23 protein-coding genes are annotated in these 25,618 nt (G+C 75.5%); 5 read left to right on the top strand and 18 right to left on the bottom strand.

The window, feature by feature from the left end:
- Positions 1 to 2 precede the first annotated feature (2 nt).
- The 3 genes from FKM96_RS10415 to FKM96_RS10425 form a co-directional block, all read right to left on the bottom strand.
- A complete protein-coding gene (locus FKM96_RS10415) occupies positions 3 to 380 on the bottom strand; it encodes a nucleotide pyrophosphohydrolase (RefSeq protein ID WP_210417247.1) in 378 nt (125 codons plus the stop codon).
- 30 nt (positions 381 to 410) lie between these two features.
- A complete protein-coding gene (locus FKM96_RS10420; RefSeq protein ID WP_147795172.1) occupies positions 411 to 1,496 on the bottom strand; it encodes a phosphotransferase enzyme family protein in 1,086 nt (361 codons plus the stop codon).
- Positions 1,497 to 1,660: 164 nt separating this feature from the next.
- The gene (locus FKM96_RS10425; RefSeq protein WP_147795173.1) at positions 1,661 to 2,485 is read right to left on the bottom strand and encodes an SDR family NAD(P)-dependent oxidoreductase; all 825 of its coding nucleotides are present in this window, start codon (positions 2,483 to 2,485) and stop codon (positions 1,661 to 1,663) included.
- 135 nt (positions 2,486 to 2,620) lie between these two features.
- Here FKM96_RS10425 and FKM96_RS10430 point away from each other — a divergent pair, with 135 nt between their 5' ends.
- Positions 2,621 to 3,901, top strand: coding sequence for an alpha/beta fold hydrolase (locus FKM96_RS10430; RefSeq protein WP_210417440.1), 1,281 nt, complete (start codon positions 2,621 to 2,623; stop codon positions 3,899 to 3,901).
- A gap of 105 nt (positions 3,902 to 4,006) precedes the next feature.
- On the opposite strand, the gene FKM96_RS10435 is transcribed toward FKM96_RS10430, so the two are convergent.
- The 3 genes from FKM96_RS10435 to FKM96_RS10445 all read right to left on the bottom strand — a co-directional run bounded on the left by FKM96_RS10435 (position 4,007) and on the right by FKM96_RS10445 (position 7,321).
- Positions 4,007 to 5,767: an alpha-amylase family protein gene (locus FKM96_RS10435; protein WP_147795174.1), complete on the bottom strand. Its 1,761-nt coding sequence runs from the start codon at positions 5,765 to 5,767 to the stop codon at positions 4,007 to 4,009.
- Positions 5,764 to 6,822, bottom strand: a complete 1,059-nt coding sequence (locus FKM96_RS10440) for a TIGR03885 family FMN-dependent LLM class oxidoreductase (RefSeq protein ID WP_147795175.1) — start codon at positions 6,820 to 6,822, stop codon at positions 5,764 to 5,766. The genes FKM96_RS10435 and FKM96_RS10440 overlap by 4 nt, the downstream gene beginning before the upstream one ends.
- 73 nt (positions 6,823 to 6,895) lie before the next feature.
- Positions 6,896 to 7,321, bottom strand: a complete 426-nt coding sequence (locus FKM96_RS10445) for a hypothetical protein (RefSeq protein WP_147795176.1) — start codon at positions 7,319 to 7,321, stop codon at positions 6,896 to 6,898.
- A gap of 184 nt (positions 7,322 to 7,505) precedes the next feature.
- On the opposite strand from FKM96_RS10445, the gene FKM96_RS10450 reads away from it, so the two are divergent.
- The gene (locus FKM96_RS10450) at positions 7,506 to 7,961 is read left to right on the top strand and encodes a hypothetical protein (RefSeq protein ID WP_147795177.1); all 456 of its coding nucleotides are present in this window, start codon (positions 7,506 to 7,508) and stop codon (positions 7,959 to 7,961) included.
- A 38-nt stretch (positions 7,962 to 7,999) separates the two neighbouring features.
- Here the strand turns inward: FKM96_RS10450 and FKM96_RS10455 are convergent, their stop codons facing one another.
- The 4 genes from FKM96_RS10455 to FKM96_RS10470 all read right to left on the bottom strand — a co-directional run bounded on the left by FKM96_RS10455 (position 8,000) and on the right by FKM96_RS10470 (position 12,689).
- A complete protein-coding gene (locus FKM96_RS10455; RefSeq protein WP_147795178.1) occupies positions 8,000 to 8,773 on the bottom strand; it encodes a hypothetical protein in 774 nt (257 codons plus the stop codon).
- Positions 8,766 to 8,966 (bottom strand): hypothetical protein, encoded by a 201-nt coding sequence (locus tag FKM96_RS20670; protein WP_168216949.1) that lies wholly within the window; start codon positions 8,964 to 8,966, stop codon positions 8,766 to 8,768. Before FKM96_RS20670 ends, FKM96_RS10455 begins: the two co-directional genes overlap by 8 nt.
- Before the next feature lie 145 nt (positions 8,967 to 9,111).
- On the bottom strand, positions 9,112 to 10,437 hold the full coding sequence (locus FKM96_RS10465) for a glycosyltransferase (protein ID WP_147795179.1): 1,326 nt from the start codon (positions 10,435 to 10,437) through the stop codon (positions 9,112 to 9,114).
- A 56-nt stretch (positions 10,438 to 10,493) separates the two neighbouring features.
- Positions 10,494 to 12,689, bottom strand: coding sequence for a glycoside hydrolase domain-containing protein (locus FKM96_RS10470; protein ID WP_147795180.1), 2,196 nt, complete (start codon positions 12,687 to 12,689; stop codon positions 10,494 to 10,496).
- Between the two features lie 182 nt (positions 12,690 to 12,871).
- Between FKM96_RS10470 and FKM96_RS21055 the strand changes: the two genes are divergently transcribed.
- On the top strand, positions 12,872 to 13,594 hold the full coding sequence (locus FKM96_RS21055) for a DUF2510 domain-containing protein (RefSeq protein WP_210417248.1): 723 nt from the start codon (positions 12,872 to 12,874) through the stop codon (positions 13,592 to 13,594).
- Between the two features lie 41 nt (positions 13,595 to 13,635).
- On the opposite strand, the gene FKM96_RS10480 is transcribed toward FKM96_RS21055, so the two are convergent.
- A complete protein-coding gene (locus FKM96_RS10480; protein ID WP_371300411.1) occupies positions 13,636 to 14,760 on the bottom strand; it encodes an NADH:flavin oxidoreductase/NADH oxidase in 1,125 nt (374 codons plus the stop codon).
- A gap of 102 nt (positions 14,761 to 14,862) precedes the next feature.
- Positions 14,863 to 15,783 (bottom strand): nuclease-related domain-containing protein, encoded by a 921-nt coding sequence (locus FKM96_RS10485; RefSeq protein WP_168216950.1) that lies wholly within the window; start codon positions 15,781 to 15,783, stop codon positions 14,863 to 14,865.
- 205 nt (positions 15,784 to 15,988) lie between these two features.
- On the opposite strand from FKM96_RS10485, the gene FKM96_RS10490 reads away from it, so the two are divergent.
- Together FKM96_RS10490 and FKM96_RS10495 are read left to right on the top strand one after the other, a co-directional pair.
- Complete coding sequence (locus tag FKM96_RS10490) at positions 15,989 to 16,762, top strand: hypothetical protein (protein WP_147795182.1); 774 nt, start codon at positions 15,989 to 15,991, stop codon at positions 16,760 to 16,762.
- A gap of 32 nt (positions 16,763 to 16,794) precedes the next feature.
- Positions 16,795 to 17,184 (top strand): VOC family protein, encoded by a 390-nt coding sequence (locus tag FKM96_RS10495; protein WP_147795183.1) that lies wholly within the window; start codon positions 16,795 to 16,797, stop codon positions 17,182 to 17,184.
- Between the two features lie 97 nt (positions 17,185 to 17,281).
- Here FKM96_RS10495 and FKM96_RS10500 read toward each other — a convergent pair whose 3' ends face one another.
- The 6 genes from FKM96_RS10500 to hemB form a co-directional block, all read right to left on the bottom strand.
- Positions 17,282 to 19,003, bottom strand: a complete 1,722-nt coding sequence (locus FKM96_RS10500) for an ABC transporter ATP-binding protein (protein WP_147795184.1) — start codon at positions 19,001 to 19,003, stop codon at positions 17,282 to 17,284.
- A complete protein-coding gene (locus FKM96_RS10505) occupies positions 19,000 to 20,073 on the bottom strand; it encodes an ABC transporter permease (protein WP_147795185.1) in 1,074 nt (357 codons plus the stop codon). Before FKM96_RS10505 ends, FKM96_RS10500 begins: the two co-directional genes overlap by 4 nt.
- A gap of 1 nt (position 20,074) precedes the next feature.
- Positions 20,075 to 21,208 (bottom strand): ABC transporter permease, encoded by a 1,134-nt coding sequence (locus FKM96_RS10510; RefSeq protein ID WP_147795186.1) that lies wholly within the window; start codon positions 21,206 to 21,208, stop codon positions 20,075 to 20,077.
- A gap of 73 nt (positions 21,209 to 21,281) precedes the next feature.
- Positions 21,282 to 22,949, bottom strand: coding sequence for an ABC transporter substrate-binding protein (locus FKM96_RS10515; protein WP_147795187.1), 1,668 nt, complete (start codon positions 22,947 to 22,949; stop codon positions 21,282 to 21,284).
- Positions 22,950 to 23,245: 296 nt separating this feature from the next.
- Positions 23,246 to 24,583 (bottom strand): glutamate-1-semialdehyde 2,1-aminomutase, encoded by a 1,338-nt coding sequence (gene hemL / locus FKM96_RS10520; RefSeq protein WP_371300412.1) that lies wholly within the window; start codon positions 24,581 to 24,583, stop codon positions 23,246 to 23,248.
- Positions 24,580 to 25,536, bottom strand: coding sequence for a porphobilinogen synthase (hemB, locus tag FKM96_RS10525; protein ID WP_246855371.1), 957 nt, complete (start codon positions 25,534 to 25,536; stop codon positions 24,580 to 24,582). Before hemB ends, hemL begins: the two co-directional genes overlap by 4 nt.
- Positions 25,537 to 25,618: the final 82 nt, after the last annotated feature.

Genomic DNA, 25,618 nt, shown 5'->3' on the forward strand with positions numbered 1-25,618 from the left:
GCTCAGTCCCGCCGCGGCGCCACCCCGCGCACGTCGTCCACGGGGAACCGCCGCCGCGCCTCGGCCTGCTTGTCGAGCGTCGCGGCAAGCACGTCGACCCCGATCACGTCCGCGAGCCGCAGCAGGTAGACGAGGACGTCGGCGATCTCCTCCCCGGCGCGCCGCCGGCGGTCGGGATCGGCGAAGTGCGCGACCGCGTCGCCGGCGGGCAGCCACTGCACGAGCTCCGCGAGCTCGCCGACCTCCCCGACCAGCGCGAGCACGAGCGACTTCGGGTCGTGGAACTGCTCCCAGTCCCGCTCCTCGCTGAACTCGCGGATGAGCGCGGTCAGCCGGGCGAGGTCGCCGGTCCCGCCCCCGGCGGTGGATGCGTCGGTCACCCCCTCAGCGTGGCACGACCGCGCGTCGGCTCACGCGAGGAGCCAGGTGGGCGAGCGCAGGTAGCGCTCGGCCACCAGGACCGAGCCCGCCGGCTGCTCGGCGCGGAGCGCGCCGGACGGTCCGCCGCGCGGGTCCGTCACCGTCCGACCCAGCAGCTGCAGCCGGCGCAGCATCGACAGCGCGCACGCGGTCCGGGCGTCCTGCCGGGTCAGCGGGCGCGCCTCCTGGTACCCGGACACCCAGGCCTGCGCGCGGTCGGGCGCGTCGGGCAGGTGCTCGACGTACGACAGCGCCGCGGCCAGGTCGAGGACGAACCAGGAGAACCCGCAGTCGTCGAAGTCGATCAGCGTGGCGTCGTCGTCGCCGTCGAGCAGCAGGTTCCCGGGCCGCAGGTCGGCGTGCACGAGTCCCCAGGAGTCGGGGGCACGCGACGCGTCGTGCAGGGCGTCCAGGGCGGAGTCGCGGGCCCGTCCCAGCAGCGCGAGGTCCGCCGGAGGCAGGCGGGCCTGCTCCCACGCGCCCCACCGGCTGCCCGGCCCGACCAGGTCCGCGGGCTCCCAGGTGGGCCGGACGAAGTCGCGGGGCCGGTGGAAGCCGAGGGCGTGCTCGTGCAGCAGGGCGGCGGTGGTGCCGACCCGGCGGTGCCACACCTCCGGGGCCGCGGCGCCGGGCCGAGCGCCCGCGAGCGCGTCCTCCAGCGAGGGCCCGGGCACGTACCGCCAGGTCAGGCAGACCCAGTGCCGCTCCTCGTCGTCGGGCACCACGGCGACGTCCCGGCCGTCCACCGGCGGGACCACGACGGGCACCCGGACGGCGCCCGCCTCCCCGAGGGCGGTCATCCACGCCACCTCCGACTCGACCGCCGCGGTGTCCTCCATGTAGGCGGGCGGCGCGACCCGGGTCACCGCGACCGGCTGCCAGTCGACCGACACCCGGAACGTCGCGTTGTGCGACAGCGCCAGGAGAGCGACCGTCGTCCGGGCCGGGTCCCAGCCCCACGCCGCGCACAGGGCGGCGTGCAGCCACCGCGGTGCCGGCGCCCCGACGGCCAGCCGCCCGAACGGCGGGTCCGGCTCCGCGAGCCCGGTGCTCCCGGGAGAGTCGTCGGTCGTCATGGTCTGCCCCCGGGGTGCTCGCGTCGTCGCCGGGCCGTGCGGCCCGAGCCGAGTGTCGAGGGACCGGGGAGCGCCGGGACAGGGGCCCGCCCGGGATTTCACGCAGGTGTCACCCGGGACCGGCGCCGGTGACGCCGCGGAAACACCGCCGTCCCCGGGCCGCCTCAGACGCCGACGAGGGCCGCGCTGGCGTCCCAGAGGCGGCGGGCGAGGTCGGCGTCCGCGGCCGCGGGCGGCGGCACCGCGGGACGGCCCTGCTCGAGGTACCCGCCGGGCTCCCAGTCGACCCCCGGGGTGCCGGCCGCGAGCGCCGCCAGGTAGCCGCCGCCCTGCTCGGGGGTGATCGTCAGCAGCCGGCGCAGGGGCGTGTGGTAGACGAACCGCATCAGGCTGCTCGTCTCCTTCGCGAAGCTGGTGGCGACGACGCCCGGGTGGAACGCGACCGCGGCGAGGCCCTCGGGTCCGTACCGGCGCTGGAGCTCGACCGTGTGCAGGACGTTGGCGAGCTTGGCGTCGCCGTAGGCCCGCTCGGGGCGGTAGCCGCGCGCGTTCCCGAGGTCGTCGAGGTCGATCCGGCCCCAGCGCGCGGCCGCGACGCTCGAGGTGGCGATGACGGACGCGCGGCTCGCGACGAGCGTCGGCAGCAGCAGGTGCGTGAGCAGGAACGGCGCGAGGTGGTTCACCTGGAGGGTGCGCTCGAACCCGTCGACGGTGACGGCGCGCGGACCCATGATGCCGCCGGCGTTGTTCGCCAGGACGTCGATGCGCGGGTGGGCCCCGCGCAGCTCGGCGCCCAGGCGGCGCACCTGGTCGAGCTCGGCGAAGTCGGCGAGGTGGTGCGGGGCGCCGAGCTCCGCGGCGACGGCGGCGGTGCGCGCCGGGTCGCGGCCGACCAGCACGACGCGCTCGCCCTGGGCCGCCAGCCGGCGCGCGGCGGCGGCGCCGATGCCGTCGCTGGCGCCGGTGATCACGATGGTCCGTCCGGGCACGGGGTCCTCCGCCGTCGGGGTGCCGAGCCGGGTCCGGACCGGTCCGCGACACCCTAGGGTGCTGCCGTGACCCCCGCCTCCCCGGCCGCCCGCCGTCGCGCCCGCACGTCCGCCGTCCGCACCTCCGAGCCGCGCCTGGTGCCGCCGGTGCTGGTCCGGGACCACCGCGTGCGGGTGCCCGTCGACCGCGAGGACCCGTCCCGGTACCCGACGATCGAGGTGTTCGCGCGCGAGCTGGTCGACCCGGCCCGCGACGGCGAGGACCTGCCGCTGCTGCTGTTCCTGCAGGGCGGCCCCGGCGGCATGGGCCCGCGCCCTCTGGGTGGCGGCTGGTGGTCGACGGCCCTGCGCACGCACCGGGTGGTGCTGCTCGACCAGCGCGGCACCGGGCGGTCGTCCCGGGTCGACGGCCGGTCGATCGCGCGGTTCGGCACGGGCGAGGAGGCGGCCGACTACCTGGCGTGCTTCCGGGCGGACGCGATCGTCGAGGACGCCGAGGCGGTGCGCCGCGCGGTGTACGGCGGGCGGCGGTGGGCGACGCTCGGCCAGTCCTACGGCGGGTTCCTCACGCTCACCTACCTGTCCCGGCACCCCGAGGCGCTGACCGCCTGCTACGTGACCGGCGGCCTGCCGGGCGTCGCGGCGAGCGCCGAGGACGTCTACGCGCGGACGTTCCCGCGGCAGGCCGCGCGGGTCGCCGCGTTCGCGCGCCGGTACCCGGAGGACGTCCAGCTGCTCGGGGCGCTCGCGGACCGGCTCGCCGCCGGCGACGTCGCCCTGCCCGACGGCGACCCGTTCACCGTGCACCGGCTGCAGACCCTCGGCATGCCGTTCGGCATGAGCACCGGGGTCGACGCGCTGCACTGGCTGCTCGACACCGTCGACCTCGACGCGGACGGCGCGCCCGACGACGCGTTCGCTCTCGCCGTGCAGACCCAGACCGGGTTCGACGCGAACCCGCTGTACGCGGTGCTCCAGGAGGTCATCTACCACCAGGGGGAGCGCGACGGCGGCTGGGCCGCGCAGGCCGAGCTCGACCGCCGGCCCGACCACGCGCCCGACGCCCGGCCGCTCGCGCTGACCGGGGAGGCGGTGTTCCCGTGGATGTTCGACGACATCCGGGCGCTGCGGCCGTTCCGGGCCGCGGCGGAGGCGCTCGCGGCCCGGACGTCCTGGCCCGCCCTGTACGACGCGGAGCGGCTCGCGGCCAACGAGGTGCCCGTCGCCGCGGTGCAGTACGTCGACGACCCGTACGTGGACCTCGACCTGGCGACGGCGACCGCGGACGCCGTCGGGAACGCGCAGGTCTGGGTGACCAACGAGTACCTGCACGACGGCCTCCGCGCCGCGGGCGACGTCATCCTGCCGCGCCTGGTGGACCTGGCCGCGGGCCGCTGGACGGTCACCCGCCCCTGACCCGCGGGGCGCGCCGGTGCGCCCGCCGAGCGCGGCAGGTCGCGCCGAGCGCGGCAGCCGGAGCCACCGCGCTCGGCGCGGACCCCCGCGCTCGGCGGACCTGCCTCAGAGCAGGCGGCGGGAGCCCGGGCGCACGACCCGGAGCCAGCGGTACCCGTACGCGGGCAGCTCGACCTCGACCCGGCCGTCCGGGTCGACCTCGCACGCCCCGTCCTCCAGCAGGTCGACCAGGCGGACCGGGTCGTCGTCGCCCGCCGCGCTGCGCTCGGTGGCCGTCCCGTCCGCCGGTCCCGCGTCGCCGGGCTCACGGACCAGGTCCCGCAGCCGCAGCGGCACGGTGACCGCCTCCGGGCCGAGGTTGTGCACCGCGATCATCGACGCGTCCTGCCAGGTCGACCGGTGGGCGAGCACCGCCGGGTGCGGCTGGTCGAGGATCTCCGCCCGCTCCGCCCAGCCGAGCTCCGGGCACTCCCGGTACCGGCGGACGAGGGTCTTCACGAACGACAGCAGCGAGTCCGGGTCCCGCCGCTGGTCCGCGACGTTGACGTGCGCGGGGGCGTACCCGCCGTCGGTGACCGGGCCGGCGAGCCGGCGCGGGGTCGCGGCCGAGAACCCGCCGTTGCGCCCGGACGTCCACTGCATCGGCGTGCGGACGGCGAGCCGGCCGTCGGCGGCGAGGTTCTCGCCCATGCCGATCTCCTCGCCGTAGAACAGCACGGGCGTGCCGGGCAGCGTGAACAGCAGGGAGTAGACCATCCGGATCCGGCGCGGGTCCCCGTCGAGCATCGGCGGCAGCCGGCGGCGCAGCCCGCGGCCGTAGAGCTGCATGTCCTCGTCGGGGCCGAACGCCGCGAACACCTCGGCGCGCTCGTCGTCGGACAGCTTGTCCAGGGTCAGCTCGTCGTGGTTCCGGACGAACGTCGCCCACTGCGCGTCGTGCGGGATGTGCGGGCGGTCGCGCAGCGCCTGCGCCAGCGGGCCGGCGTCCTGCCGGGCCAGCGACAGGTACATCTGCTGCATGGCCACGAAGTCGAACTGGAGGTTGAGCTCGTCGCCCTCGGCGGACCCGTCGCCGTCCTGGTCGCCGAAGAACATCCGCTGCTGCTCGTACGGCAGGTTGACCTCGCCCATGAGGATCGCGTCGCCGGTCCGCCGGCTCAGGAACGACCGCAGCGCCTTGAGGAACTCGTGCGGGTGCTCGATGTCGTCGTGCGGGGAGTTGGCGGCGTCGGCGAGCATGAACGGCACCGCGTCCACCCGGAACCCCGCGAGCCCGAGCTCCGCCCAGTAGCCGACGACCTTGGCGATCGCGTCACGGACCTGCGGGTTCGCCGTGTTGAGGTCGGGCTGGTGCCGGTAGAACCGGTGCCGGTACCAGGCGCCGGCCTGCTCGTCGTACGTCCAGATCCCCTGCTCCTGGTCGGGGAAGATCACCTCGTCCGCCGTGGGCGGCGGCTCCTCGGTGCGCCAGACGTAGAAGTCGCGGAACGGGTTGTCCGGGCTGCTCCGCGCGGCCCTGAACCACGGGTGGCGGTCGGAGGTGTGGTTGACGACCAGGTCGGCGATGACCCGGATGCCGCGGTCCTTCGCGGTCCGGATGAGCTCGACCAGGTCGCCGGCGTCGCCGAGCCGCGGGTCGACGCCGAAGAAGTCGGTGATGTCGTAGCCGTCGTCCCGGTCGGCGGTCGGGTAGAACGGCATCAGCCACAGGCAGGTGACGCCGAGGTCGGCCAGGTGGTCGAGCCGCTGCACCAGGCCCGGCAGGTCGCCGACGCCGTCGTCGTTCCAGTCCATGAACGTCTCGACGTCCAGGCAGTAGACGACGGCGTTCTTCCACCACAGGTCGCCGGTGTCGCGGATCCTCATGCGGCGTCCGTCCCCTCGGTGCCGGCGTCCACGGCCCGCAGCGCCGGGAGCAGGTGCTCGGCCGCGAGGTCGATGAACGCGTCCAGCGACGACGGCGGGTGCGTCACCGTCGGCGCGGCGTCGTCGTGCTTGCCGTGGTCCGGCCGGACGTCGGTGGCCACCTGGTGCAGGTAGACCTCGTCGAAGCCGACCTCGACCAGCTCGACCAGGCGGTCCCGGAGCCGCGCCGGGTCGTGCTCGATCACCACCCCCGTGCTCAGCGTGTCGTCGTCCACGGTGGCGGCCAGCTCGTCGAACGCCTCGGGCGTCGCGATGTCCCACGAGGCCGGCGGCCCGGCGGCGTTGCCCGCCCACTGCTCGCGCGCCAGCCGCCAGGCCTCGTCGGGGTCCGACGCGTAGGACACGTGCACCTGCAGCGCGATCGGCCCGCGGCCGCCCGCGTCCCGGTACTCCCCGACGACCCGGCGCATCGTCTCGAGGTCCTGGTTGACCGTGACCAGGCCGTCGGCCCAGTCGGCGTGCGACCGGGCGGTCTCCGGCGTCACGGCGGGGCCGATCAGCCGGGGCGGCACCTCGGGGAGCGTCCAGAGCTGGGCGCGGTCGACCGTGACGAGCCCGTGGTGCGTGACCTCCTCGCCGGCGAGCAGCGCGCGGATGATCTGCACGCACTCGCGCAGCCGGGCGTCCCGCTCCCGCTTCGGTGGCCACGGGTCGCCGGTGATGTGCTCGTTCATGTTCTCGCCCGAGCCGAGCGCGACCCAGAACCGCCCCGGGTACATCGCGGCGAGGGTGGCGGCCGCCTGGGCGATGATCGCCGGGTGGTAGCGCTGGCCGGGCGCGTTCACGGTGCCGAACGGCAGCCGGGTGGTGGCCAGGGCGGAGCCGAGCCAGGTCCAGGCGAAGCCGGAGTGGCCCTGGTTCGTGCCCCACGGTGCCCAGTGGTCGGAGCACATGGCGGCGTCGAAGCCGGCCTCCTCCGCGTGCTGGACCGCCGCGAGGAGGGCGGACGGATGGACCTGCTCGTGCGAGCTGTGGAAGCCGACGCGGGTGGTCATGCCTCCTGTTCCTACCGGCTGCGGGACCGGTCCGCGCGGCGAACCGGCACGCCGCCGCCGGGCGGGACCGCGGTCAGATCGGCTGCCCGACGCCCCAGGCCGAGGCCTCCGCCGCGCGGGTCGGCGTGTCCAGCCGGTCCAGCACCGCGTCGAGCAGCGCCGCCACCGCGGTGCCGGCGTTCACCTCCTGCCCGCCGTGCCGGCAGGTGACGCGCAGCCGGGCGCCCTCGACGACCCGGTCGGCGGCGGCATGCAGCTCGACGTGCAGGAACGGGCCCGACGGCGGCAGGTTCAGCAGGTCCGCGACCGCCCGCAGCCAGCCGCGGCCGAGCACGGCGCGCACCGTCGTCGGGGAGGGCGTCGTCACGCGGTAGCGGCTCGCGCGGGTCACGGCGACGAAGGTCGCGAGCGCCTCCTCCGGCGGGACGTCGGCCGTCAGGTCGATGGTCGGACGAGCGCTGTGCCGCAGCGGCCAGGGGCGGACGCGTCGGGTGCTCACCGGATCCCGCCCCCTCGCGATCGCGCCGTCATGGCCGTCCCCCTCCGACGGTCGCGACGGTAGCGGCCGGGGTCGCAGCGCGGGGGCGTCCTCGTCGGCACCGGGCGAGGTGCAAGGGACGTCACAGCGCCCCGGGCCCTTCGGCCGCGGATCGGTCCGAGGGGACGACGTAGGCTCTTGCGACGTGGCGACCTTCTCCGCCGTGACGCGCGCGCACATCCTCCAGGCCATCGCCGAGCACGACTCCCGCGGCGCCGAGGCCTTCCTCGGCGTCTACGGCTTCCCCGCCGGTGGCGGCTTCTTCCTCCACGAGGACCGTCCCTACCCGGCGACGGCGATCCTCGGGGTGGCGCACCGGTTCGCGACCGGGCGGCTCGCCGGCGCCGACGAGTTCCACGGCGGCGAGGACGCGGCGCAGGCGCTGCTGGCCCGGCGCGGGTTCGACGTGCCGCAGGCCGCTGCCGCCGCGCGTGCCGCCGCCCCGGCGCGGACGCGGTCGGCCGCCCCGAAGACGCCGCGGGCGCCCCGCGCCGCCGCGACCCCGCGGGCGAGGAAGCCGGAGCCGGTCGAGTTCACGAAGACCTGCCCGACGTGCTCGATGGTGCTGCCGGGCACGGGGATCTGCGACTACTGCGACTGAGCCGCTCGCGCGACTGAGCCGTCGCTGGGGCTGCGTCGCTACCGCGACACCGCCGACGCCCCGCCCGGCGCGGGCTGCCGGATCGCGTACCCGAGGTCGACGAGCGCCTCGGCCGCGCCCGCCGGGTCGTCCCGGACCGCGGCGCGGAGCTGGACCGCCCGCCACCGGGTCCGCCCCGCGCAGACCGCCGCGCGCCAGCCGGGCCGGGTGTCGAGGCCGAACTCCCGGACCAGCATCTCGAGCACGTCCTCGAACGAGGGCCGGAACCGGTGCCCGCCGAGCGGGAAGTGCAACGTCGACACCCGCGGCACCCGACCCCGGCGGACCGACGAGGTGCGGGCCCGGCCGCGCAGCCGGTGCCCGGCCGCCATCATCGCGAACACCAGCTCGTCGCGGTGGCCGTGCACGTTGAGGTGCGCCGCCGGGACGTTGTCGTCGGAGCTCGCGTCGTAGTCGTACCGGAACAGCGGCTCGTCGGTGCCCTCCGCGGCGACGGACACGGTCGACCGGCGGACGGCGAGGAAGCGGCCGGTGCGGTCCCAGCCGCAGTCGAAGGTGGCGCGCAGCCGGAGCACGACGAGGCCGTCGACCGTCAGCGGGATCCCCTTGGGCGGGACCTGCTGGACCATCTGGTGGGTCCGCGGGGTCGCCGTCCGACGGATCTCGAACGTGCTGGATTCGCCCGGCACGACGCCGTGCAGCGTGCTCCGGAGGTCTGCGGCGAACAGCTCCGTCAGGTCCGCCAGGGACACACCCTCCCGCGAGTCCGTGGTGTCGGGACTCGCGGGAGGGCCGGGAGCGTCGTCACTCACCGAGCATCCTGCCCAGCGTGAGGTACTCCTCGTACGCGATGCGCTGCTCCGGCGAGAGCTGCCAGGTCTCGTACCGCTCTTCGATCGTCTCCAGGTCGAGGCCGATGCTCGCGAGCTCCTGCTCCTGCTTCTCGCGCATCTCCTCCTCGGTCATGATGATCAGGCGGCCGTAGCTCTTCGGGATGACCTGCATGGTCGTCGTTCCTCGACGTCGACGAACGGTCCCTCGGGGCGGCTGCCGGACCGACGCCGATCACGCTAGCCGCACCGCGCTCTGCGCTGTCCAGCCCCATCTCCACGCGCGGCGGAGCGGCGCGCCGCCGCCCCGCCGACTGCGCTCACCCCCGCACGGGGACCACCGCGTCGACCGCCTCGAGGATCTTGTCCAGCACCACCGCGCGGTCGAACTGCAGCGCGAACTCCCGCGCCGCGTCGGCCCACTCCTCGCGCTCGGCACCCGCGACGCCGAGCGCCCGGTCCAGGGCCGCCGCGATCGCAGCGGGGTCCTCGACCGGCACGATGATCGCCGTGTCGCCCACGGCCTCCGGGATGCCGCCGGTGTCGGTGGTGATGACCGGGCCGCCGCCGGAGAGCATCTTCTCCACGAGCGCGATGCCGAACGTCTCGACGAACTCCGGTCGCGGCTTGCTCGGCAGCACGTACGCGGCAGCGCCGGCCATGAGGTGCGGCTTCTCGTCGTCGGACACGTCGTCGAGGAACAGCACGCGGTCCGCGACGGGCGACGCGGCGGCGTGCGCGCGCAGCTGCGCCGCCTCGGGCCCGTTGCCCGCGATCACCAGGCGGTGCGTCGTCGGGGCGCCGCTGGCGGCGTAGCCGTCGATCAGGTCGTCCACGCCCTTCGCCGCCGCGAGCCGGGACAGGTAGAGCACGTACCCGTCGCGGTCCAGGCCCCGCGCGCCGAGCACCGCGTCCGTCTCCGTGTCGTCCCGCGCGAGGTACTGCGCGACGTCGACGGCGGGGTAGGAGATCCGGACCCGCTCGCGGCACTGCGCGGCGAACGTCGTGCCGTGCTTCGCGTCCAGGGCCTCCGCCTCGGAGACGATCAGGTCGCGGGTGTACTCGGACACAGCCAGGCAGACGTCGTGCTCCAGGTAGGACGCGAGCACGTGCGCGGCGGCACCGAACTGGTCGGCCTCGACGCAGGCGCGCACGACGTTGGTGACGTCCGAGCCGACCGCCTCGGCGACCGTCGTGACGTTCACCGGCAGGCCGGTGCGCCGGGCGACGTGCACCGCGTCGGCGACGGCCGTGGCGTGCGGGCTGAGGTACAGCGACAGCGCGACGGTGGGCACCCCGTCCGTGAACAGCTCGACCAGCCGGCCGATCAGCCCGGCCACGTAGCGGCCGTCCGGCACCTTGTAGTCGCCCACCGGCCCGGGTCGCTCCACGACCACGCCGTCGCGGTAGGGCAGCACCCGGTCGAGCGGCTTGAGCGGCAGCCCGGCGGCCTGCAGCCGGTCGATCGGCCACGTGACGATCCGGACCTCGTCGAACCCGCGGTCCAGCGCCGCCTCGGCGAGGTTGCGCGCCTCCCCGGAGTGGCCGCAGATCACCGGGTCGGCGCGCACGACGATCACCAGGCGGCGGTCGACCCGGCGCGCGGGTGCCGCGTCGGCGGTGGGGCTGAGGGTCGCGTCGGTCACGGCAGGCCTCCGGGAGGGTCGTGCGGAAGGGGATGGGGAGCGCGGGGTGCGGGCCGTCAGGCGCCCGTGCTGAGGGACGGGGGCCGCCCGGAGGCGGTCCACGGCCCCGGTTCCCGGCCGAGGTCGACCTGGAGCCGCCCGCCGGCGTGCAGCTCGGTCCCGGTCAGCCAGGTGCGGTCGAGCTCGACCCCGTCGAGCCGCACCCGCTGCACGTACTGGGCCGGGCGGTCGGGCTCGGGTTCCACGAACCCGCTGGTCTCGATCGTGAACGGCTTGCCGCCGACGTCGATCCGGGCCTCGCGCCACGCGGGCGCGTTGACCAGGAACAGGTTCTGGCCGGCGACCGGGAACAGCCCGAGAGTCGCCCAGACGTACCAGGACGAGAGCCCGCCGGAGTCGTCGTTGCCGGGCATGCCGCCCCGGCCGGTGCCGAACTGCTGCTGCGTGACGGCGTGCACCACCTCGGCGGTGCGGTCGGGGCGCCCGGCGTACTGGTACGCCCAGGGGGCCTCCATGTCCGGCTCGTTGTTCAGGCCCTCGAACCGGTGCAGCGCGTAGCCGGCGAGCATCTCGTCCTCGGACGGCGCGAGGCCGGGCTGCTTCACGGGGTCGGCGCCGTAGCCGAAGAACCGGTCCAGCAGCGCCACGAACGCGTCGTCGCCGCCGGCCAGGTCGATCCGCGCCGCCATGTCGTGCAGCAGCCGGAACGAGTAGTTCCACCGGCCGCCCTCGTAGAACGTCGAGTCGCGGAGCAGCCCGGTCGCCGGGTCGAACGCGTTCCGCCACCGGCCGGCGAGCGGGGCGAACTGGTCGAGGAGCGTCCGGTCGCCGACCTGCCGGGCGATGACCGAGGTGCAGAAGTAGCCGAACGCGAGGTCCAGCGTGTGGCTGATCGGGTGCGTGCGGCCGTGCAGCAGGAACTCCTCGCCGTACGTCCGGCGCAGGTCGTTGTGCAGGTGCACGAGCGCCCAGTCCCAGTCGAACGGCAGGCCCAGCGCGCACAGGTCGGCCAGGAACGTGTGCGCGAGCGCGCTGCCCTGCCGGGAGAACCGGTCCGCGCCGCGCGCCATGCGGTAGCCGATGGGGAAGTTCCCCTCCTCCTCGGCGATGTGCAGGATCGCGGTCGCGAGCTCGACGGCCTTGTCCGGGACCAGCGCCGTGAGCAGCGGGAGCTGCGTGCGGTAGATGTCCCACATCGTCGCGATGTCGTAGGCGAACGGGGTGTCCGTCGGCCAGAACGGGCTCTCGTCCGGCGCCAGGCAGGGCTTGATCAGCGAGTGGTACAGCGCCGTCGACAGGACGGTCTGCTTGGCCGGGTCCGGGGTGTCGACCTGCACCTTGCCGAGCTGCCGGCGCCACTCGTGCGCCGTGCGGGCGCGGCGCTCCGCGAACGACGACGGCCCCGGTCCGCACTCGCGCACGAGGTTGGCGCGCGCCTGCTCGACGCCGCGCAGCGAGAAGCCGAACCGCAGCTCGACGACCTGGCCCGGCTCGGTCGGTCCCGCCCACATGAGGCCGAACGGCCGCAGCGTCGTCGGGCGGATCCGGTCGAAGTCGAGCCGGGTACCGCCCGGCATCAGGCGGCGGTCGTACCAGAGCAGCTGCCGCCACTGCGGGGTGTCGCACTCCACGTGCACCGCGAGCGGCGCGCCCTCGACGGTGATCTCGCCCTGCGCGACGCCCGGCTCGACCGACTCCAGGTGCGCCCGCAGCGGCACGGTCCGGCCGTACGGGATGTCGAGGCCGCCGAGGCTGAGGTCGATGACCAGCCGGGCGTCGCGGTGCGCGGGGAACGTGTACCGGTGCACCGCGGACTTCGGGCCGACGGTGATCTCGCACCGGATGCCGGAGTCGAGGGTCGCGGCGTAGTAGCCCGGCTCGGCGCGCTCGTCGGACACCTCCCAGAGCTGCCCGAGGTCGTCGAGCGGCTGCAGCATCGGCGTGACGCGGACGTAGTTGTAGTACTTGCGGATCGCGCCGGTGCCGGACTGCTGGAAGTGCGTGAAGCCGGAGGCCCGCTGGCTCGCGTGCAGGGCCGGCGGGAGCCCCTCGGTCGACAGGTCGTACCGGCCGTACCCCGTGGGGTAGGCGCCCGAGTACGCGCACGCGCTGACCATGCCGAGCGGGTACGTCGCGCCGGGGTGCGTGTTGCCCACCTGCGGCTTCGGCCACCACCAGGTGGCGGCGAGGCCGGACTGCGGGGGGAGCGACGTGGCCTCGGTGCCGATGAACGGGTCGACGTGCTCGAACACCTCGCGTCACCTCCCGTCGGGTCCGGCCGTCCGGGCGCGTCCGCGCGACCGGTGGAGGGGAACGTACGCGCCGAAGGTGTCCGGACGGTTACGGCGCGCCAGCGGGTCGGCCGCTGCTCCGAACGGGGGACCGGGGTCGTCCGGGGGTCATCACCCGGCCCCGAGCGGCCGAGAGGGAGAGCATGACCGAGGCGCAGCCGCTCCCGCCCGCCGGGTGGTACCCCGACGGGGTGACGCCCGCGGTGCTCCGCTGGTTCGACGGCGCGGCGTGGACCGAGCACACCGCGCCGGACCCGGCGGCGCGCGCCGCGGCGCCCCCGCCGGTCCCGACTCCCGCGCCCGTCCCCGCGCCGCTGCCGGGCGGACCGATCCCGGACGCCCCCACGCACCGGTCGCCCGGCGCGCACGCCGCCCGTGCGGCCGGGGCCCCGGCGCACGCCCGGCAGCGCGCGGCGTCCGCTCCGACCGCCGGTGCGAGCGCCGTCGTGCCCGCCCGCGCGCTCGCGGGCGCGACCACGGGGGCGTACGCCGTCGGCCCGGGCGCAGCCGCGCCGCACGCCGCCGGTCCCGCCTACGCCGCCGCCGGTCCCGCCTACGCCGCGGCCGCCCCCGCCGGCCCCTGGTACCCCGAGCCCGCCCGGCTCGGCGCCGGCCCTCGCGACGCCGTGCACTGGCTGCTCCCGACGGGCCGGTCCTGGCAGTCGATCGTCGCCGGTTACGTCGGCCTGTTCGCGCTGCTGATCTGGCCGCTCGGCCCGTTCGCGGTCTGGTTCGGGCTGTGGGGGCTCCGCAGGGCGCGGACCGGCGGCCACGGGCGCGGGCGCGCGGTGTTCGCCGTCGTCGTGGGCGCGGCCGCCACGGCGCTGCTCGCCTACCTGCTCGCCTCGGGTGCCCTGACGGCCTGAGCGCGGGCGCGACGACCTCACCGGTCGGAGGGCTCGCCCGCTCAGCCCCAGGAGCCCCGCGCGTACTGCACCGGCCAGCCCGTCGGCTGGCCCGGCAGCACCGTCGCCGCGGCGTCCCCGGCGTGCTCGAGCGTGGGCGTCTTGTCGTCCAGCGCGTGCGCGGCGCGCAGCGGCCAGTGCGGGTCGAACAGCGCCGGCCGGCCCAGCATGACGACGTCGGCGGAGCCCTCGGCGAGCACCTGCTCCGCCTGCTCCGGCGTCGTGATGAGGCCGACCGCGGAGGTGGCGATCCCGGCGGCCTCGCGGATCGTCCGGGCGGCCGGCACCTGGTACCCCGGGCCGACCGGGATGCGTGCGTGCACGTTGCCGCCGGTCGAGACGTCGACCAGGTCGACCCCGTGCTCGCGCAGCCAGACCGCCACCTGCGCGACGTCCTCGACGGTGAGCCCGCCCTCGGTCCAGTCGGTCGCGGAGACGCGCACGAGCAGCGGGCGGTCCTCCGGGAGCTCCGCGCGGACCGCGTCGACGGTGTCGAGCAGCAGCCGGGCGCGTCCGGCCAGGTCGCCGCCCCAGGCGTCGTCGCGGTGGTTCGACAGCGGGGACAGGAACTGGTGCAGCAGGTACCCGTGGGCCGCGTGCACCTCGACGAGGTCGAAGCCGGCGTCGAGCGCGCGGCGGGTGGCGGCGGCGAACTGCCCCGGCACCGCGGCGACCTGCTCCGGCGTCATCTCCTGCGGTGCGGCGTACCCGTCGAACGCGACGGCGGACGGCGCGACGGTGTCCCAGCCCCCGGCCGCGGCGGGGACGGTGCCGGAGCCCTCGCCGAACCCGCGGTAGGTCGACGCCTTGCGCCCGGCGTGCGCGAGCTGGACGCCGACGACGGCGCCGCGGCTCCGGACGAAGTCGGTGATCCGGCGCCACGCGACCACGTGCTCGTCGCCCCAGATGCCGACGTCCTCCGGGGAGATCCGGCCCTCGGGGACGACCGCGGTCGCCTCGGCGAGCACCAGGCCGAACCCGCCGACCGCGCGGGCGCCGAGGTGCGCGAGGTGCCAGTCGGTGGGGACGCCGTCGCCGTCCGCGGAGTACTGGCACATCGGCGCCAGCCAGACCCGGTTCCGGAACGTGGTGCCGCGCAGCGTCAGGGGGCTCATCAGGAGGCTCACGAGAGGATCGAACCCCGGGGCCGGGCCGCCTCATCCCGCTGGCGCGCGGTCGTGACGCAGGTCACAGCCCGCTGCCGCGACGGCGGGTGCGGCGCGCGGCGGTCAGCCGGCGACGTCGAGCCAGGCCAGCAGCACGTTGCCGACCGTGAGCAGTCCGAGCACCAGCAGCCCGACCCGGAGCACGCCGTCGCCGACGGCACCGCGCCCGGTGGCCGACCCGGCCCGGGCGGGCGCGTCCTCGTCCTGGCCCGCGTGCAGCCCGGCGACCTCCCGGTTGGCCGGCTGCGTGTACCGCGGCGTCGCGCCGGTCGCCGGGGTCGCCGGAGCGGCCGGGGCGGCGGCGCGCTCGCCGGCCGCCCACACCTCCGCGGGCCGGAACACGTCGTCGACCGTCAGCTGCTCGGGGCTCGCGGCGCCGCCGAGCTCGGCGGCCAGGTACTCGGCCACCAGGGTCACGTCCTCCGGGGAGAACACCGGCGGCAGCGCGGTCAGGTGGGCGGCGAGCTGCGGCTCGCCCACCGCCGTCGCCCCGCCCCGCACCGCCGCGGGCTCCAGGTCCCGTCCGGCGAGCGACACCACCGCGAGCACGGCTCGACGGTGCGCCGGGGCCAGCAGCGCCGTGACCGCACCGGCGGCGTCGGCGACCGCGACGACGTCCGCCGTCCGGCCGTAGCCGCGGTGCCGCAGCGTGCCGTCGTGCACGGTGACCTCGCCGGTCCAGCGCAGCGTCTCGACGAGGACGACCCCGCCCGGGCCCACGGCGACGTGCTCGACCGTGGCGTCGGTGCTGCCGGGGCGGTGCAGGTCGTGCAGCACGGTCCAGCCGGCGGCCTCGGCGGTCGCCAGCGCGCGGCGGGAGCCGACCGCGTCGACCGCGTCGGTCAGCCAGGTGTCGAACCAGTCGTCGGCCCGGTCGGCCTCGGGGCGCGCCGAGGGCACGCCCGACGCCCGGCGCGCCGTGCGCCACAGGCCGCGGCGGCGCACGCGCCGCGCGACGGGCTCGGTGCCGGTCCCCTGCTCCACACGGGACCTATCGACACGTGGGGGCCGGGTGCTGAGCGGAACGGGGCATCCCGGTGCGCAGGGGGGGACTCGCCCGACGTCGTGCGACTGCGCCGTCCGGATGAATCGACGCGGATCCCGCCACGGGCGCCCGTTGCCCGGTGCAACGATCCGGCGTGCTCCGCGCCGGGGCGCACCGGGCCCCGGCCCGAGCCAGCCACCCGAGGTGACCATGCGCTTCAACCCGCCGCCGTCCTGGCCGCAGCCGCCTGCCGGGTGGACGCCCCCGCCCGGCTGGCAGCCGGACCTCGCGAACCTGCCGCCGGTCCCCGAGGGGTGGCAGCTGTGGCTGCCCGACGACCCGGCCGCGACGTCCGCCACCGCGGGGACGTGGCCCGCCGCGCCGGCGGCCGGCGAGACCGTCCCTGGTCTGGCGGCCCCCGCGCCGGCGGCGTTCCCGCAGCCGACCGCGTTCGGGACGTTCCCGGGCCCCGCGTCCGAGGAGGGGCTGCACGCGCGCCGCGGCGCGACCCGGACCTTCTGGATCGCGATCGCCGTGCTGGTCGGCGCGACCGTCAGCACCATCCTCGCGTCCGGCGACTCCGGCGGGATCATCTGGACCGGCGGCTTCGTCTTCGGGCTCGTGCTGCTGGTCCGCGCCGCGGTCGCCTACCGGGCCGCGCGCCGCGCGGGCGCGCCGGCGTACTCGTCGCGCGGCTGGCTCGGCGCCGCCGGGGGCCTCGTCGCCTGCGTGGCGGTCGGCGTCGTGGCGGTGGTGTCCTACGCCGCGCCGGGCACGGTGCTCCCGCACGTCGCCACCGGCGTCGGGTCGTGCTGGGACGAGGCCGACGGCGAGTTCCTGGAGCCCGTCGACTGCGGCGACCCGCACGCCTTCCTCGCGGTCGAGCAGGTCGAGGTCCTCGACTCCTGCCCGCTCGAGGCCGCCTGGTACGTGGAGGCGGACGACAGCGGCTACCTCTGCCTGCGCGAGGACGCCTGACGGGTGCGCGCCGCCGGCTCTAGGCTCGGCGCATGGCCGCCCTGCGCGACGTCGTCGTCGACTGCCGGCACCCCGCCTCGCTCGCGCGCTGGTGGGCGGGGACGCTCGACGGCTACCGCGTCGCGCCGTACGACGAGGCCGAGCTCGCCCGGCTGCGCGCGGAGGGGGTCGAGGACCCGGAGGACGACCCCACGGTGCTCGTCGAGCCCGCTCCGCCCGGGCCCGGGCCGCGGATCTGGTTCCAGCGCGTCCCCGAGCCGAAGACCGGCAAGAACCGGGTGCACCTCGACCTGACGGTGCCGGACCTCGCTGCGGGCGTCGCGGACCTGGTGGCCCGCGGCGCGGCGGTGGTCGCCCACCACGACGGGTGGGTCGTGCTCGCGGACCCCGAGGGCGACGAGTTCTGCGTCTTCCCCGCCTGACCGCCGGCGCCAGGCCCCCGGAGGCGGGACGCCGCAGGGGCGCGCCCCCGGGGTGTCCCGGGTGCGCGCCCCTGCGGGTGCCGCGGCGGGGCTTGGGTCAGGCGAGCGCCCGCCACGCCTCGCGCCGCCGGGCCTGCTCGTCCGGGTCCGGGACGGGGAGGCTCGCCAGCAGCCGCTGGGTGTACTCCTCGCGGGGTGCGCCCAGCACCTCCTCGCCGGTGCCCTCCTCGACCAGCCGGCCACGGTGCAGCACCGCGATCCGGTCGGCGAGCAGGTCCACCACGGCCAGGTCGTGGCTGATGAACAGGCAGGCGAACCCGAGCTGCTCCTGCAGCTCGGAGAACAGCTCGAGCACCCGCGCCTGCACCGACACGTCGAGCGCCGAGGTGGGCTCGTCCGCGATCAGCAGCTCGGGGTCGAGCGCGAGCGCCCGGGCGAGCGACGCGCGCTGGCGCTGGCCGCCGGACAGCTCGTGCGGGAACCGGTCGCCGTAGGACCGCGGCAGCTGGACGGACTCCAGCAGCTCGTCGACCCGTGCGCGGGCGGCGCGGGCGTCGCGCGCCCGGCCGTGCACGACCAGCGGCTCGGCCACGCACTCGGCGATGGTGAGCAGCGGGTTGAACGACGTCGCGGGGTCCTGGAACACGAACCCGATGCGCGGCCGCACGGGCCGCAGGGCGCGCTCGCGCACCCCGTTCATCTCCAGCCCGAGCACCTGCAGCGACCCGCCGGTGACCCGGGTCAGGCCGGCGATCGCCCGCCCGATCGTGGTCTTGCCGGAGCCGGACTCGCCGACCAGGCCCACGACCTCGCCCGGCCGGATCGCGAGCGAGACCTTGTCGACCGCCCGGAAACCGGGCTGCCGGAGCCGGCCCGGGTAGACGATCTCCAGGTCGCGCGCCTCGACGACCGGCGCCTGCTCGGCCCAGCCCGCGGGCCGGGCCGCGGCCCGGGCGCGGGCGTGCGCGCCACCGCCGCCGATCCGCGGCACGGCGTCCAGCAGCGACCGGGTGTACGCGTGCTGCGGGGCGCCGAACAGGTCGCGCACCGGCGCCTGCTCGACGATCTTCCCCTGGTACATCACGGCGACCCGGTCGGCGAGGTCGGCGACCACGCCCATGTTGTGCGTGATGAGCACGATGGCCGCGCCGAACTCGTCGCGGCAGCGCCGGAGCAGGTCGAGGATCTCGGCCTGCACGGTCACGTCCAGGGCGGTGGTGGGCTCGTCGGCGATGATCACGCCGGGGTCGAGCACCAGCGCCTGGGCGATGACGATGCGCTGCTTCTGCCCGCCGGAGAACTGGTGCGGGTAGTGGTCGATCCGGCGCTCGGGGTCGGGGATGCCGACGCGGCGCAGGATGTCGACGGCCTTGGCCCGGGCCTCGGACCGGCTGATCTTCTGGTGGGCGCGCAGGCCCTCGACGATCTGCCAGCCGATCGGGTAGACCGGGTTGAGCGCGGTCGACGGCTCCTGGAACACCATGGCGGCGTCCCGGCCCCGCACCTGGCGGAGCGCCGAGCCGTCGAGCGCGACCACGTCGCTGCGGACCGCGCCGTCCCGGGAGGACAGCACGACGGCGCCCCGGGTGGTGGCGGTGGACGGCAGCAGGCCCAGGAGGGTCTTGGCCGTCACCGACTTGCCGGAGCCGGACTCGCCCACGACCGCCAGCACCTCGCCGGCCGCCACGCTGAGCGAGACGCCGTCGACGGCGCGGACGTCGCCCGCGTCGGTCGCGAAGGACACCGACAGGTCGGTGATCTCGACGACCGGCTCGGCCGGGGCGCCCTGGTGCGGCGCGGTGTCGATGCGTGCGGTCATCGGGCCGCCTCCGTCCCGGGCTCGAGGCCCTCCAGGCCACCGGGGGCGGTCAGCGCGCCGCCGGGGACGACCGAGGTCGCCGCGACGTCCCCGGTCACGTCGGCCGACGCGCGGCGCGTGCGCAGCCGCGGGTCCGCCAGGTCGTTCAGGGACTCGCCGACCAGGGTGATGCCCAGGACGGACAGCACGATGGCGACACCCGGGAACACCGAGGTCCACCAGATGCCCGACGTGACGTCGGCGATGGCGCGGTTGAGGTCGTAGCCCCACTCGGCGGCCTGGGTCGGCTCGATGCCGAACCCGAGGAAGCCGAGGCCCGCGAGGGTGAGCACGGCCTCGGACGCGTTCAGCGTGATGATCAGCGGCAGCGTGCGCGTCGCGTTGCGCAGCACGTGCTTGAGCATGATCCGGGTGTTGCTCGCGCCGATGACGCGGGCCGACTCGACGAAGGCCTCGGACTTGATCCGGATGGTCTCCGCCCGCACGACCCGCAGGTACTGCGGCGTGAACACGACGGTGATCGAGAGCGCCGCGGCGAGGACGCCGCCCCACATGTCGGACTGGCCGCCGCTGATGACGATGGCGAGCACGATCGCGAGCAGCAGGGACGGGAACGCGTACACGGCGTCCGCGATCACGACGAGCACCCGGTCGAGCCAGCCGCCGAAGTAGCCGGACACGAGGCCGAGCAGCACGCCGATGAACAGCGAGGCGGCGATCGCGATGATCATGACGAGCAGCGCGGTGCGCGACCCGTAGATCACCCGGGACAGCACGTCGAAGCCGCCGACGGTGGTGCCGAGCCAGTGCTCGGCCGAGGGCGGCTGCTGGGCGCCGAACGGGCCGTCGGCGTCGCGCAGCTGGTTGAACCCGTACGGGGCGAGCAGCGGCGCGAGCAGCGCGGTGAGGACCAGCAGGCCGGTGAGCACCAGGCCGGCGATCAGCATGCCGCGCTGGAGGCCGACGCTCTGCCGGAGCTGGTGCACGACGGGCAGCCGCCGCCAGCCGCGGCGGGCCGGGGCGGCGGGAGCGGCCGGAGCCGCCTCGGGGGCGGCGGGGGTGGTCGCCATGTCAGTACCTCACCCTCGGGTCGATGAGCGCGGCGATCACGTCGACGAGGAAGTTCGTCACGGCGACGATCACGGCGAGCAGCACGACGATGCCCTGCACGGCGACGAAGTCGCGCGCCTGCAGGTACTGCGACAGCTGGAAGCCGAGGCCGCGCCACTCGAAGGTCGTCTCGGTGAGCACCGCGCCGACGAGCAGCATCGCGACCTGCATGCCGACCACGGTGATGATCGGGATGAGCGCGGGCTTGTACGCGTGCTTGCGCAGCAGCCGGGACTCGCGGACGCCGCGCGACCGGGCCGCGTCGACGTAGCCCGAGCCGAGGGTGCCGATGACGTTGGTGCGCACGAGCCGCAGGAACACGCCCGCGGTGAGCAGGCCGAGCGCGATCGCGGGGAGCACGGCGTGCTGGAGCACGTCCGCGACGACCTCGCCGTTGCCGGTGCGGATCGCGTCGATCAGGTAGATGCCGGTCGGGTCGTCGAGCTGCCGCATCTCGATCTCGGAGCGGGTCGACGCGCGCCCCGAGACGGGGAGCCAGTCGAGCTGCACCGCGAACACGAGCTTGAGCAGCAGGCCGGCGAAGAACACCGGCGTGGCGTAGCAGGCGATGGCGAACACGCGGAGCACGGCGTCGTGGAACCGGTCGCGGAAGTACGCGGCGAGCAGGCCGAGGGGGATGCCGACCACGAACGCGACGAGCAGCGCGTAGAACGCGAGCTCCAGGGTGGCCGCCCCGAAGGTGGTGAGCACCTCGGTCACGGGCCGGCTGTCGCTGAGCGTGGTGCCGAAGTCGCCCCGCAGGATGTTGCCGAGGTACTCGCCGTACTGCACGAGGATCGGCCGGTCGTAGCCGGCCTGGTGGATCCGCTCGGCGAGCTGGTCGGCGGGCAGGCGCCCGCCCTGGGCGGCCGTGATCGGGTCGCCGGTCGCGCGCATCAGCACGAACACGACGGTGACCAGGATGAACACGGTCGGGATGATCAGGAGGAACCGCACGAGCAGGTAGCGGCCGAGCCCGCCGCCGGTGCCCCGGGTGCGGGGCTCCTTGCGGCCGGGCGTGGCGCCGCCCCCGGCGGCGGTCGCGTCCGCTGCGCCTGTGGGCTGCAGCGGACCGGTGGTGGAGGTGGAGGTCATCTCTTCTTCCCGGTGACGCCGCGGCGCGGGCCGCTCGGGTGAGCGGCCCGCGCCGGGCGTGGTGTCGGTCGGATCAGCCGAGGGAGAGCGCGCCGTAGCGGAACTTGAACGAGGCGTCGAGGGTGTCCTCGGCGCCGGTCACGTCCGCCCCGACGACGGCCACCTGGGCGCCCTGGAGGTACGGCACCGTGGACAGGTCCGCGGCGACCGCGTCCTGGATCTGCTCGATGAGCGCGGTGCGCTCGCCGGCGTCGGCGGTGACGGCCTGCTGGAGGATCAGGTCGTTCACCTCCTGGTTGTCGTAGTGGTTGCCCAGGAAGTTCTCCGTGAGGAAGAACGGCGTCAGGTAGTTGTCCGCGTCCGAGTAGTCCGGGAACCAGCCGAGCTGGTAGGCCGGGTACACGTCCGAGGTGCGGTCCTTGGCGTACTGCACCCACTCGGTGGTCTGCAGGTCGACCGTGAACAGGCCGGTGGACTCGAGCTGGTCCTTGATCAGCGCGTACTCCTCGCCGGAGGACGGGCCGTAGTGGTCGTTGCTGTACTGCAGCGACAGCTGGACCGGGGTCTCGACGCCCGCGGCCTCGAGGGTCGACGCGGCCTTGTCGGCGTCCGGGCCGCCCTCGCCGTCGCCGTACAGCGGCTTGAGCGACTCGGTGGCGCCGGTCAGGCCCTCCGGGACGTACGAGTACAGCGGCGTGTAGGTGCCCTTGTAGACCTGGTCCGCGATCTCCTCGCGGTCGATCAGGTCGGCCACGGCCTGGCGGACGGCGAGCGCCTTGGCCTCGTCGGCCTCCGGCGTCGTCGCGCCGTACGGCTGCGTGTTGAAGTTGAACGTGATGTAGCGGATCTCGCCGCCGGGGCCGTCGACGACCTTGACGTTGTCGTCGCCGCGCAGGTCCTCGATGTCGGTCGCGGACAGGCTGCGGAACGCCACGTCGACGTCGCCCTGCTGCACGGCCAGCTTCAGGTTGGACGCCTCGGCGTAGTACGTGACCGAGACCTCCTCGTTCTTCGGCGCGCCGAGCAGGCCCTGGTACTCCGGGTTCGCCTCGTACGACACGAGGTCGTTCTGGCTGTAGCCGGTGATCGTGTACGGGCCGGCGAACGCCTGGCCGTCGACGATCTCGTCGTCGGGGGTCAGCGCGTCGGCGGCGAAGACCTCCTCGTCGACGATCGGGCCCGCGGGGCTCGACAGGATCTGCGGGAACACCTGGTCGTCCGGGGACTTCAGGGTGAACACGACCGTGGTGTCGTCCGGGGCCGCGACGCTGTCCAGGTTGTAGAGCAGCGAGCCGGGGCCGTTGCCGTCGTCCGCGCCCGACTCGAAGATCGCGAGCTGGCGGTCGAACGTGAACTTCACGTCGGAGGACGTGAGGTCGTTCCCGTTGGCGAACGTGAGGCCCGGCTTCAGGGTCACCGTGTACTCGGTGGGCGAGGTGAACTCGGCCGACTCGGCGATGTCCGGCTCGACGTCCGGGCTGCCGAACGGCGTGTTCATGAGGAACGGGTACACCTGGTTCATCACGGCGAACGAGCCGTTGTCGTAGGAGCCCGCGGGGTCGATCGTCGTGATCTTGTCGGTCGTGCCGATCAGCAGCGAGCCGCCGCCGGAGCCGCCGCCGTCCGACGTGTCGTCGCCGCCGTCGGAGCCGCCGCCGCACGCGGCGAGGACGAGGGCGGTGGCGGCCAGGCCGGCCGCGGAGACGATGCCGCGCCGGCGGCCGAGGGGAACCGCAGTCATGCGTGTACCTCTTCCCTGAAGGAGGTCCAGCCGGGGCGCGGCCGCCCGGGGTGACCCGGCGGCGCGTCCCCGGCCGCGTGGGGGATGGTCGCGTGACCACGAGCGCGCTCGCGCGCCCGTGACGTGGGTCATAGGAGTAGCACAGGATCTGAGATTTTCGAACATTCCCGTGTTACGCGGACATTTCACACCTGAAAAGGTGCAGGTCAGCGGCCTGGGATCGGGGATGTTACCGAGGGGTAGGAACCATTCTCAGGGCAATTCCTACCCCTCGGTCGGCAATGGTGCGCCAGCGGTCACGCCGCGGGCGGCACCGCCTCGGCCGCCGCGCGGGCCGCCGCCGGGAGCGCCTCGACGACCCGGCCGAGCGCCGCGTCGTCGTGCGCGGCGGACACGAACCACGCCTCGAAGGCCGACGGCGGCGCGTACACCCCGTCGCGCAGCAGGCTGTGGAAGAACGCCGGGTAGCGCCACGACTCGGTCGCGAGCATCTGCGCGTAGTCGCGCGCGCCCGCGTCGGTGCCGAGCACGGTGCTGAAGAGGTTGGAGGCGTTCTGCACCGCGTGCGGCAGGCCGACGGCGGTCAGGGCCTCGTCCACGGCCGCGCGCAGCACCGCGGACGCCCGGTCGACGGCCGCGTACACCGCGTCGTCGGCGAGCCGCAGCGTCGCGAGGCCGGCCGCCACGGCGACCGGGTTCCCCGACAGCGTGCCCGCCTGGTACACCGGGCCGACCGGCGCCAGCGCGTCCATCACCTCGGCGCGGCCGCCGAGCGCGGCGACCGGCATGCCGCCGCCGACGACCTTGCCGAACGTCAGCAGGTCGGGCGACCAGCCCTCGCGCGCCGCCTCGAGGCCCCACCAGCCGGCGGGGCCGACGCGGAACCCGGTGAGCACCTCGTCCTGGATCAGCAGGGCGCCGTGCGCGCGGGTGATCCGGGACAGCGCGGCGTTGAAGCCGGGCTCCGGCGGGACGACGCCCATGTTCGCCGGCGCGGCCTCGGTGATGACGGCGGCGATCCGGGTGCCGTGCTCGGCGAACGCGGCCTCCACGGCGGCGACGTCGTTGTACGGCAGCACGATCGTCTCGGCCGCGATCGCGGCGGGGACGCCGGCCGACCCGGGCAGCGCGAACGTCGCGAGGCCGGAGCCCGCGGCCGCCAGCAGGCCGTCCGAGTGCCCGTGGTAGAGCCCGGCGAACTTCACGACCGTGTCCCGGCCGGTGACGCCGCGCGCCAGGCGGATCGCGGTCATGGTCGCCTCGGTGCCCGTGGACACCAGGCGCAGCCGCTCGACCGCCGGCACCCGGGCGCGGACCGCCTCGGCGAGCTCCACCTCGGCGAGCGTCGGCGCGCCGAAGCTCAGGCCCCGGCCGGCGGCCTCGCGGACGGCCTCGACGACCTCCGGGTGCGCGTGCCCCAGGAGCGCGGGCCCCCAGGACCCGACGAGGTCGACGTACTCGCGGCCCTCGACGTCCGTGACGTACGCGCCGCGGGCGCTCGCCAGGAACCGGGGCGCGCCGCCGACCGACCCGAACGCCCGCACCGGCGAGTTCACGCCGCCCGGCACGACACCCTGCGCCCGCTCGAACAGCCCCTCGTTCGTCGACGTGCCCCTGCTCGTCACCCCGGTCACCGCCACTCCTCCCGCAGCCAGTGGGCCAGCTCGACGGCCCAGTACGTCAGCACCTGGTCGGCGCCCGCTCGGCGGATGCCGAGCACGGACTCCGTGATCGCGCGGCGGCGGTCCAGCCAGCCCTGCGCGGCGGCGGCCTCGACCATCGCGTACTCGCCGGACACCTGGTACGCCGCGACCGGCACGGTGCTGACGGCGGCGACGTCGGCCAGCACGTCCAGGAACGCGCCGGCGGGCTTCACCATGACGAGGTCGGCGCCCTCCTCGATGTCGAGCGCGACCTCGCGCAGCGCCTCGCGGCGGTTCGCCGGGTCCATCTGGTACGTCCGGCGGTCGCCCTCGAGGGTCGACTCCACCGCGTCGCGGAACGGGCCGTACAGGACGCTCGCGAACTTCGCGGCGTAGGCGAGCACGGCCACGTCGTCCCGGCCGGCGGCGTCGAGGACGTCCCGGATCACGCCGACCTGGCCGTCCATCATGCCGCTCGGCGCGACCACGTGGGCGCCTGCCTCGGCCTGGACCAGCGCCATCTCGGCGTACCGCTCGAGCGTCGCGTCGTTGTCCACCCGGCCGTCCGCGGTGAGCACGCCGCAGTGGCCGTGGTCCGTGAACTCGTCGAGGCAGAGGTCGGCCTGGATCACCAGCGCGTCGCCGACCTCGGCGCGGACGTCGGCGATCGCGCGGTTGAGCACGCCGTCGGGGTCGGTCGCCCCGGAGCCGACCGCGTCCCGGGTGAGCGGGACGCCGAACAGGTTCACCGCGGCGACCCCGGCCGCGGCGGCCTCGGCGGCGGCCCGGCGCAGGGAGTCGCGGGTGTGCTGGGCGACACCGGGCATCGACGCGATCGGCGCCGGCTCGTCCAGGCCCTCCTTGACGAACATCGGCAGCACCAGGTCGGCGGGGTGGAGCCGCACCTCGCTGACGGAGCGGCGGAGGGCGGCGGTGCCGCGCATCCGGCGCGGGCGGACCCGGCCCGGTCGCGCGGCGGCGACGGCCGCGGCCGGCGACAGCGGGAGGGTCGGGGTGTCGGGTGCG

The organism is Cellulomonas sp. Y8 (genome assembly GCF_008033115.1).
Lineage (GTDB): Bacteria > Actinomycetota > Actinomycetes > Actinomycetales > Cellulomonadaceae > Cellulomonas.

Excerpts from the sequence above, each read along its gene's own strand:
- FKM96_RS10420 (WP_147795172.1), bottom strand. The coding sequence starts at position 1,496 with ATGACGACCGACGACTCTCCCGGGAGCACCGGGCTCGCGGAGCCGGAC.
- FKM96_RS10435 (WP_147795174.1), bottom strand. The coding sequence starts at position 5,767 with ATGAGGATCCGCGACACCGGCGACCTGTGGTGGAAGAACGCCGTCGTC.
- FKM96_RS10440 (WP_147795175.1), bottom strand. The coding sequence starts at position 6,822 with ATGACCACCCGCGTCGGCTTCCACAGCTCGCACGAGCAGGTCCATCCG.
- FKM96_RS20670 (WP_168216949.1), bottom strand. The coding sequence starts at position 8,966 with ATGCAGGTCATCCCGAAGAGCTACGGCCGCCTGATCATCATGACCGAG.
- FKM96_RS21055 (WP_210417248.1), top strand. The coding sequence starts at position 12,872 with ATGACCGAGGCGCAGCCGCTCCCGCCCGCCGGGTGGTACCCCGACGGG.
- FKM96_RS10495 (WP_147795183.1), top strand. The coding sequence starts at position 16,795 with ATGGCCGCCCTGCGCGACGTCGTCGTCGACTGCCGGCACCCCGCCTCG.
- FKM96_RS10500 (WP_147795184.1), bottom strand. The coding sequence starts at position 19,003 with ATGACCGCACGCATCGACACCGCGCCGCACCAGGGCGCCCCGGCCGAG.
- FKM96_RS10505 (WP_147795185.1), bottom strand. The coding sequence starts at position 20,073 with ATGGCGACCACCCCCGCCGCCCCCGAGGCGGCTCCGGCCGCTCCCGCC.
- FKM96_RS10510 (WP_147795186.1), bottom strand. The coding sequence starts at position 21,208 with ATGACCTCCACCTCCACCACCGGTCCGCTGCAGCCCACAGGCGCAGCG.
- FKM96_RS10515 (WP_147795187.1), bottom strand. The coding sequence starts at position 22,949 with ATGACTGCGGTTCCCCTCGGCCGCCGGCGCGGCATCGTCTCCGCGGCC.
- hemB (WP_246855371.1), bottom strand. The coding sequence starts at position 25,536 with ATGCGCGGCACCGCCGCCCTCCGCCGCTCCGTCAGCGAGGTGCGGCTC.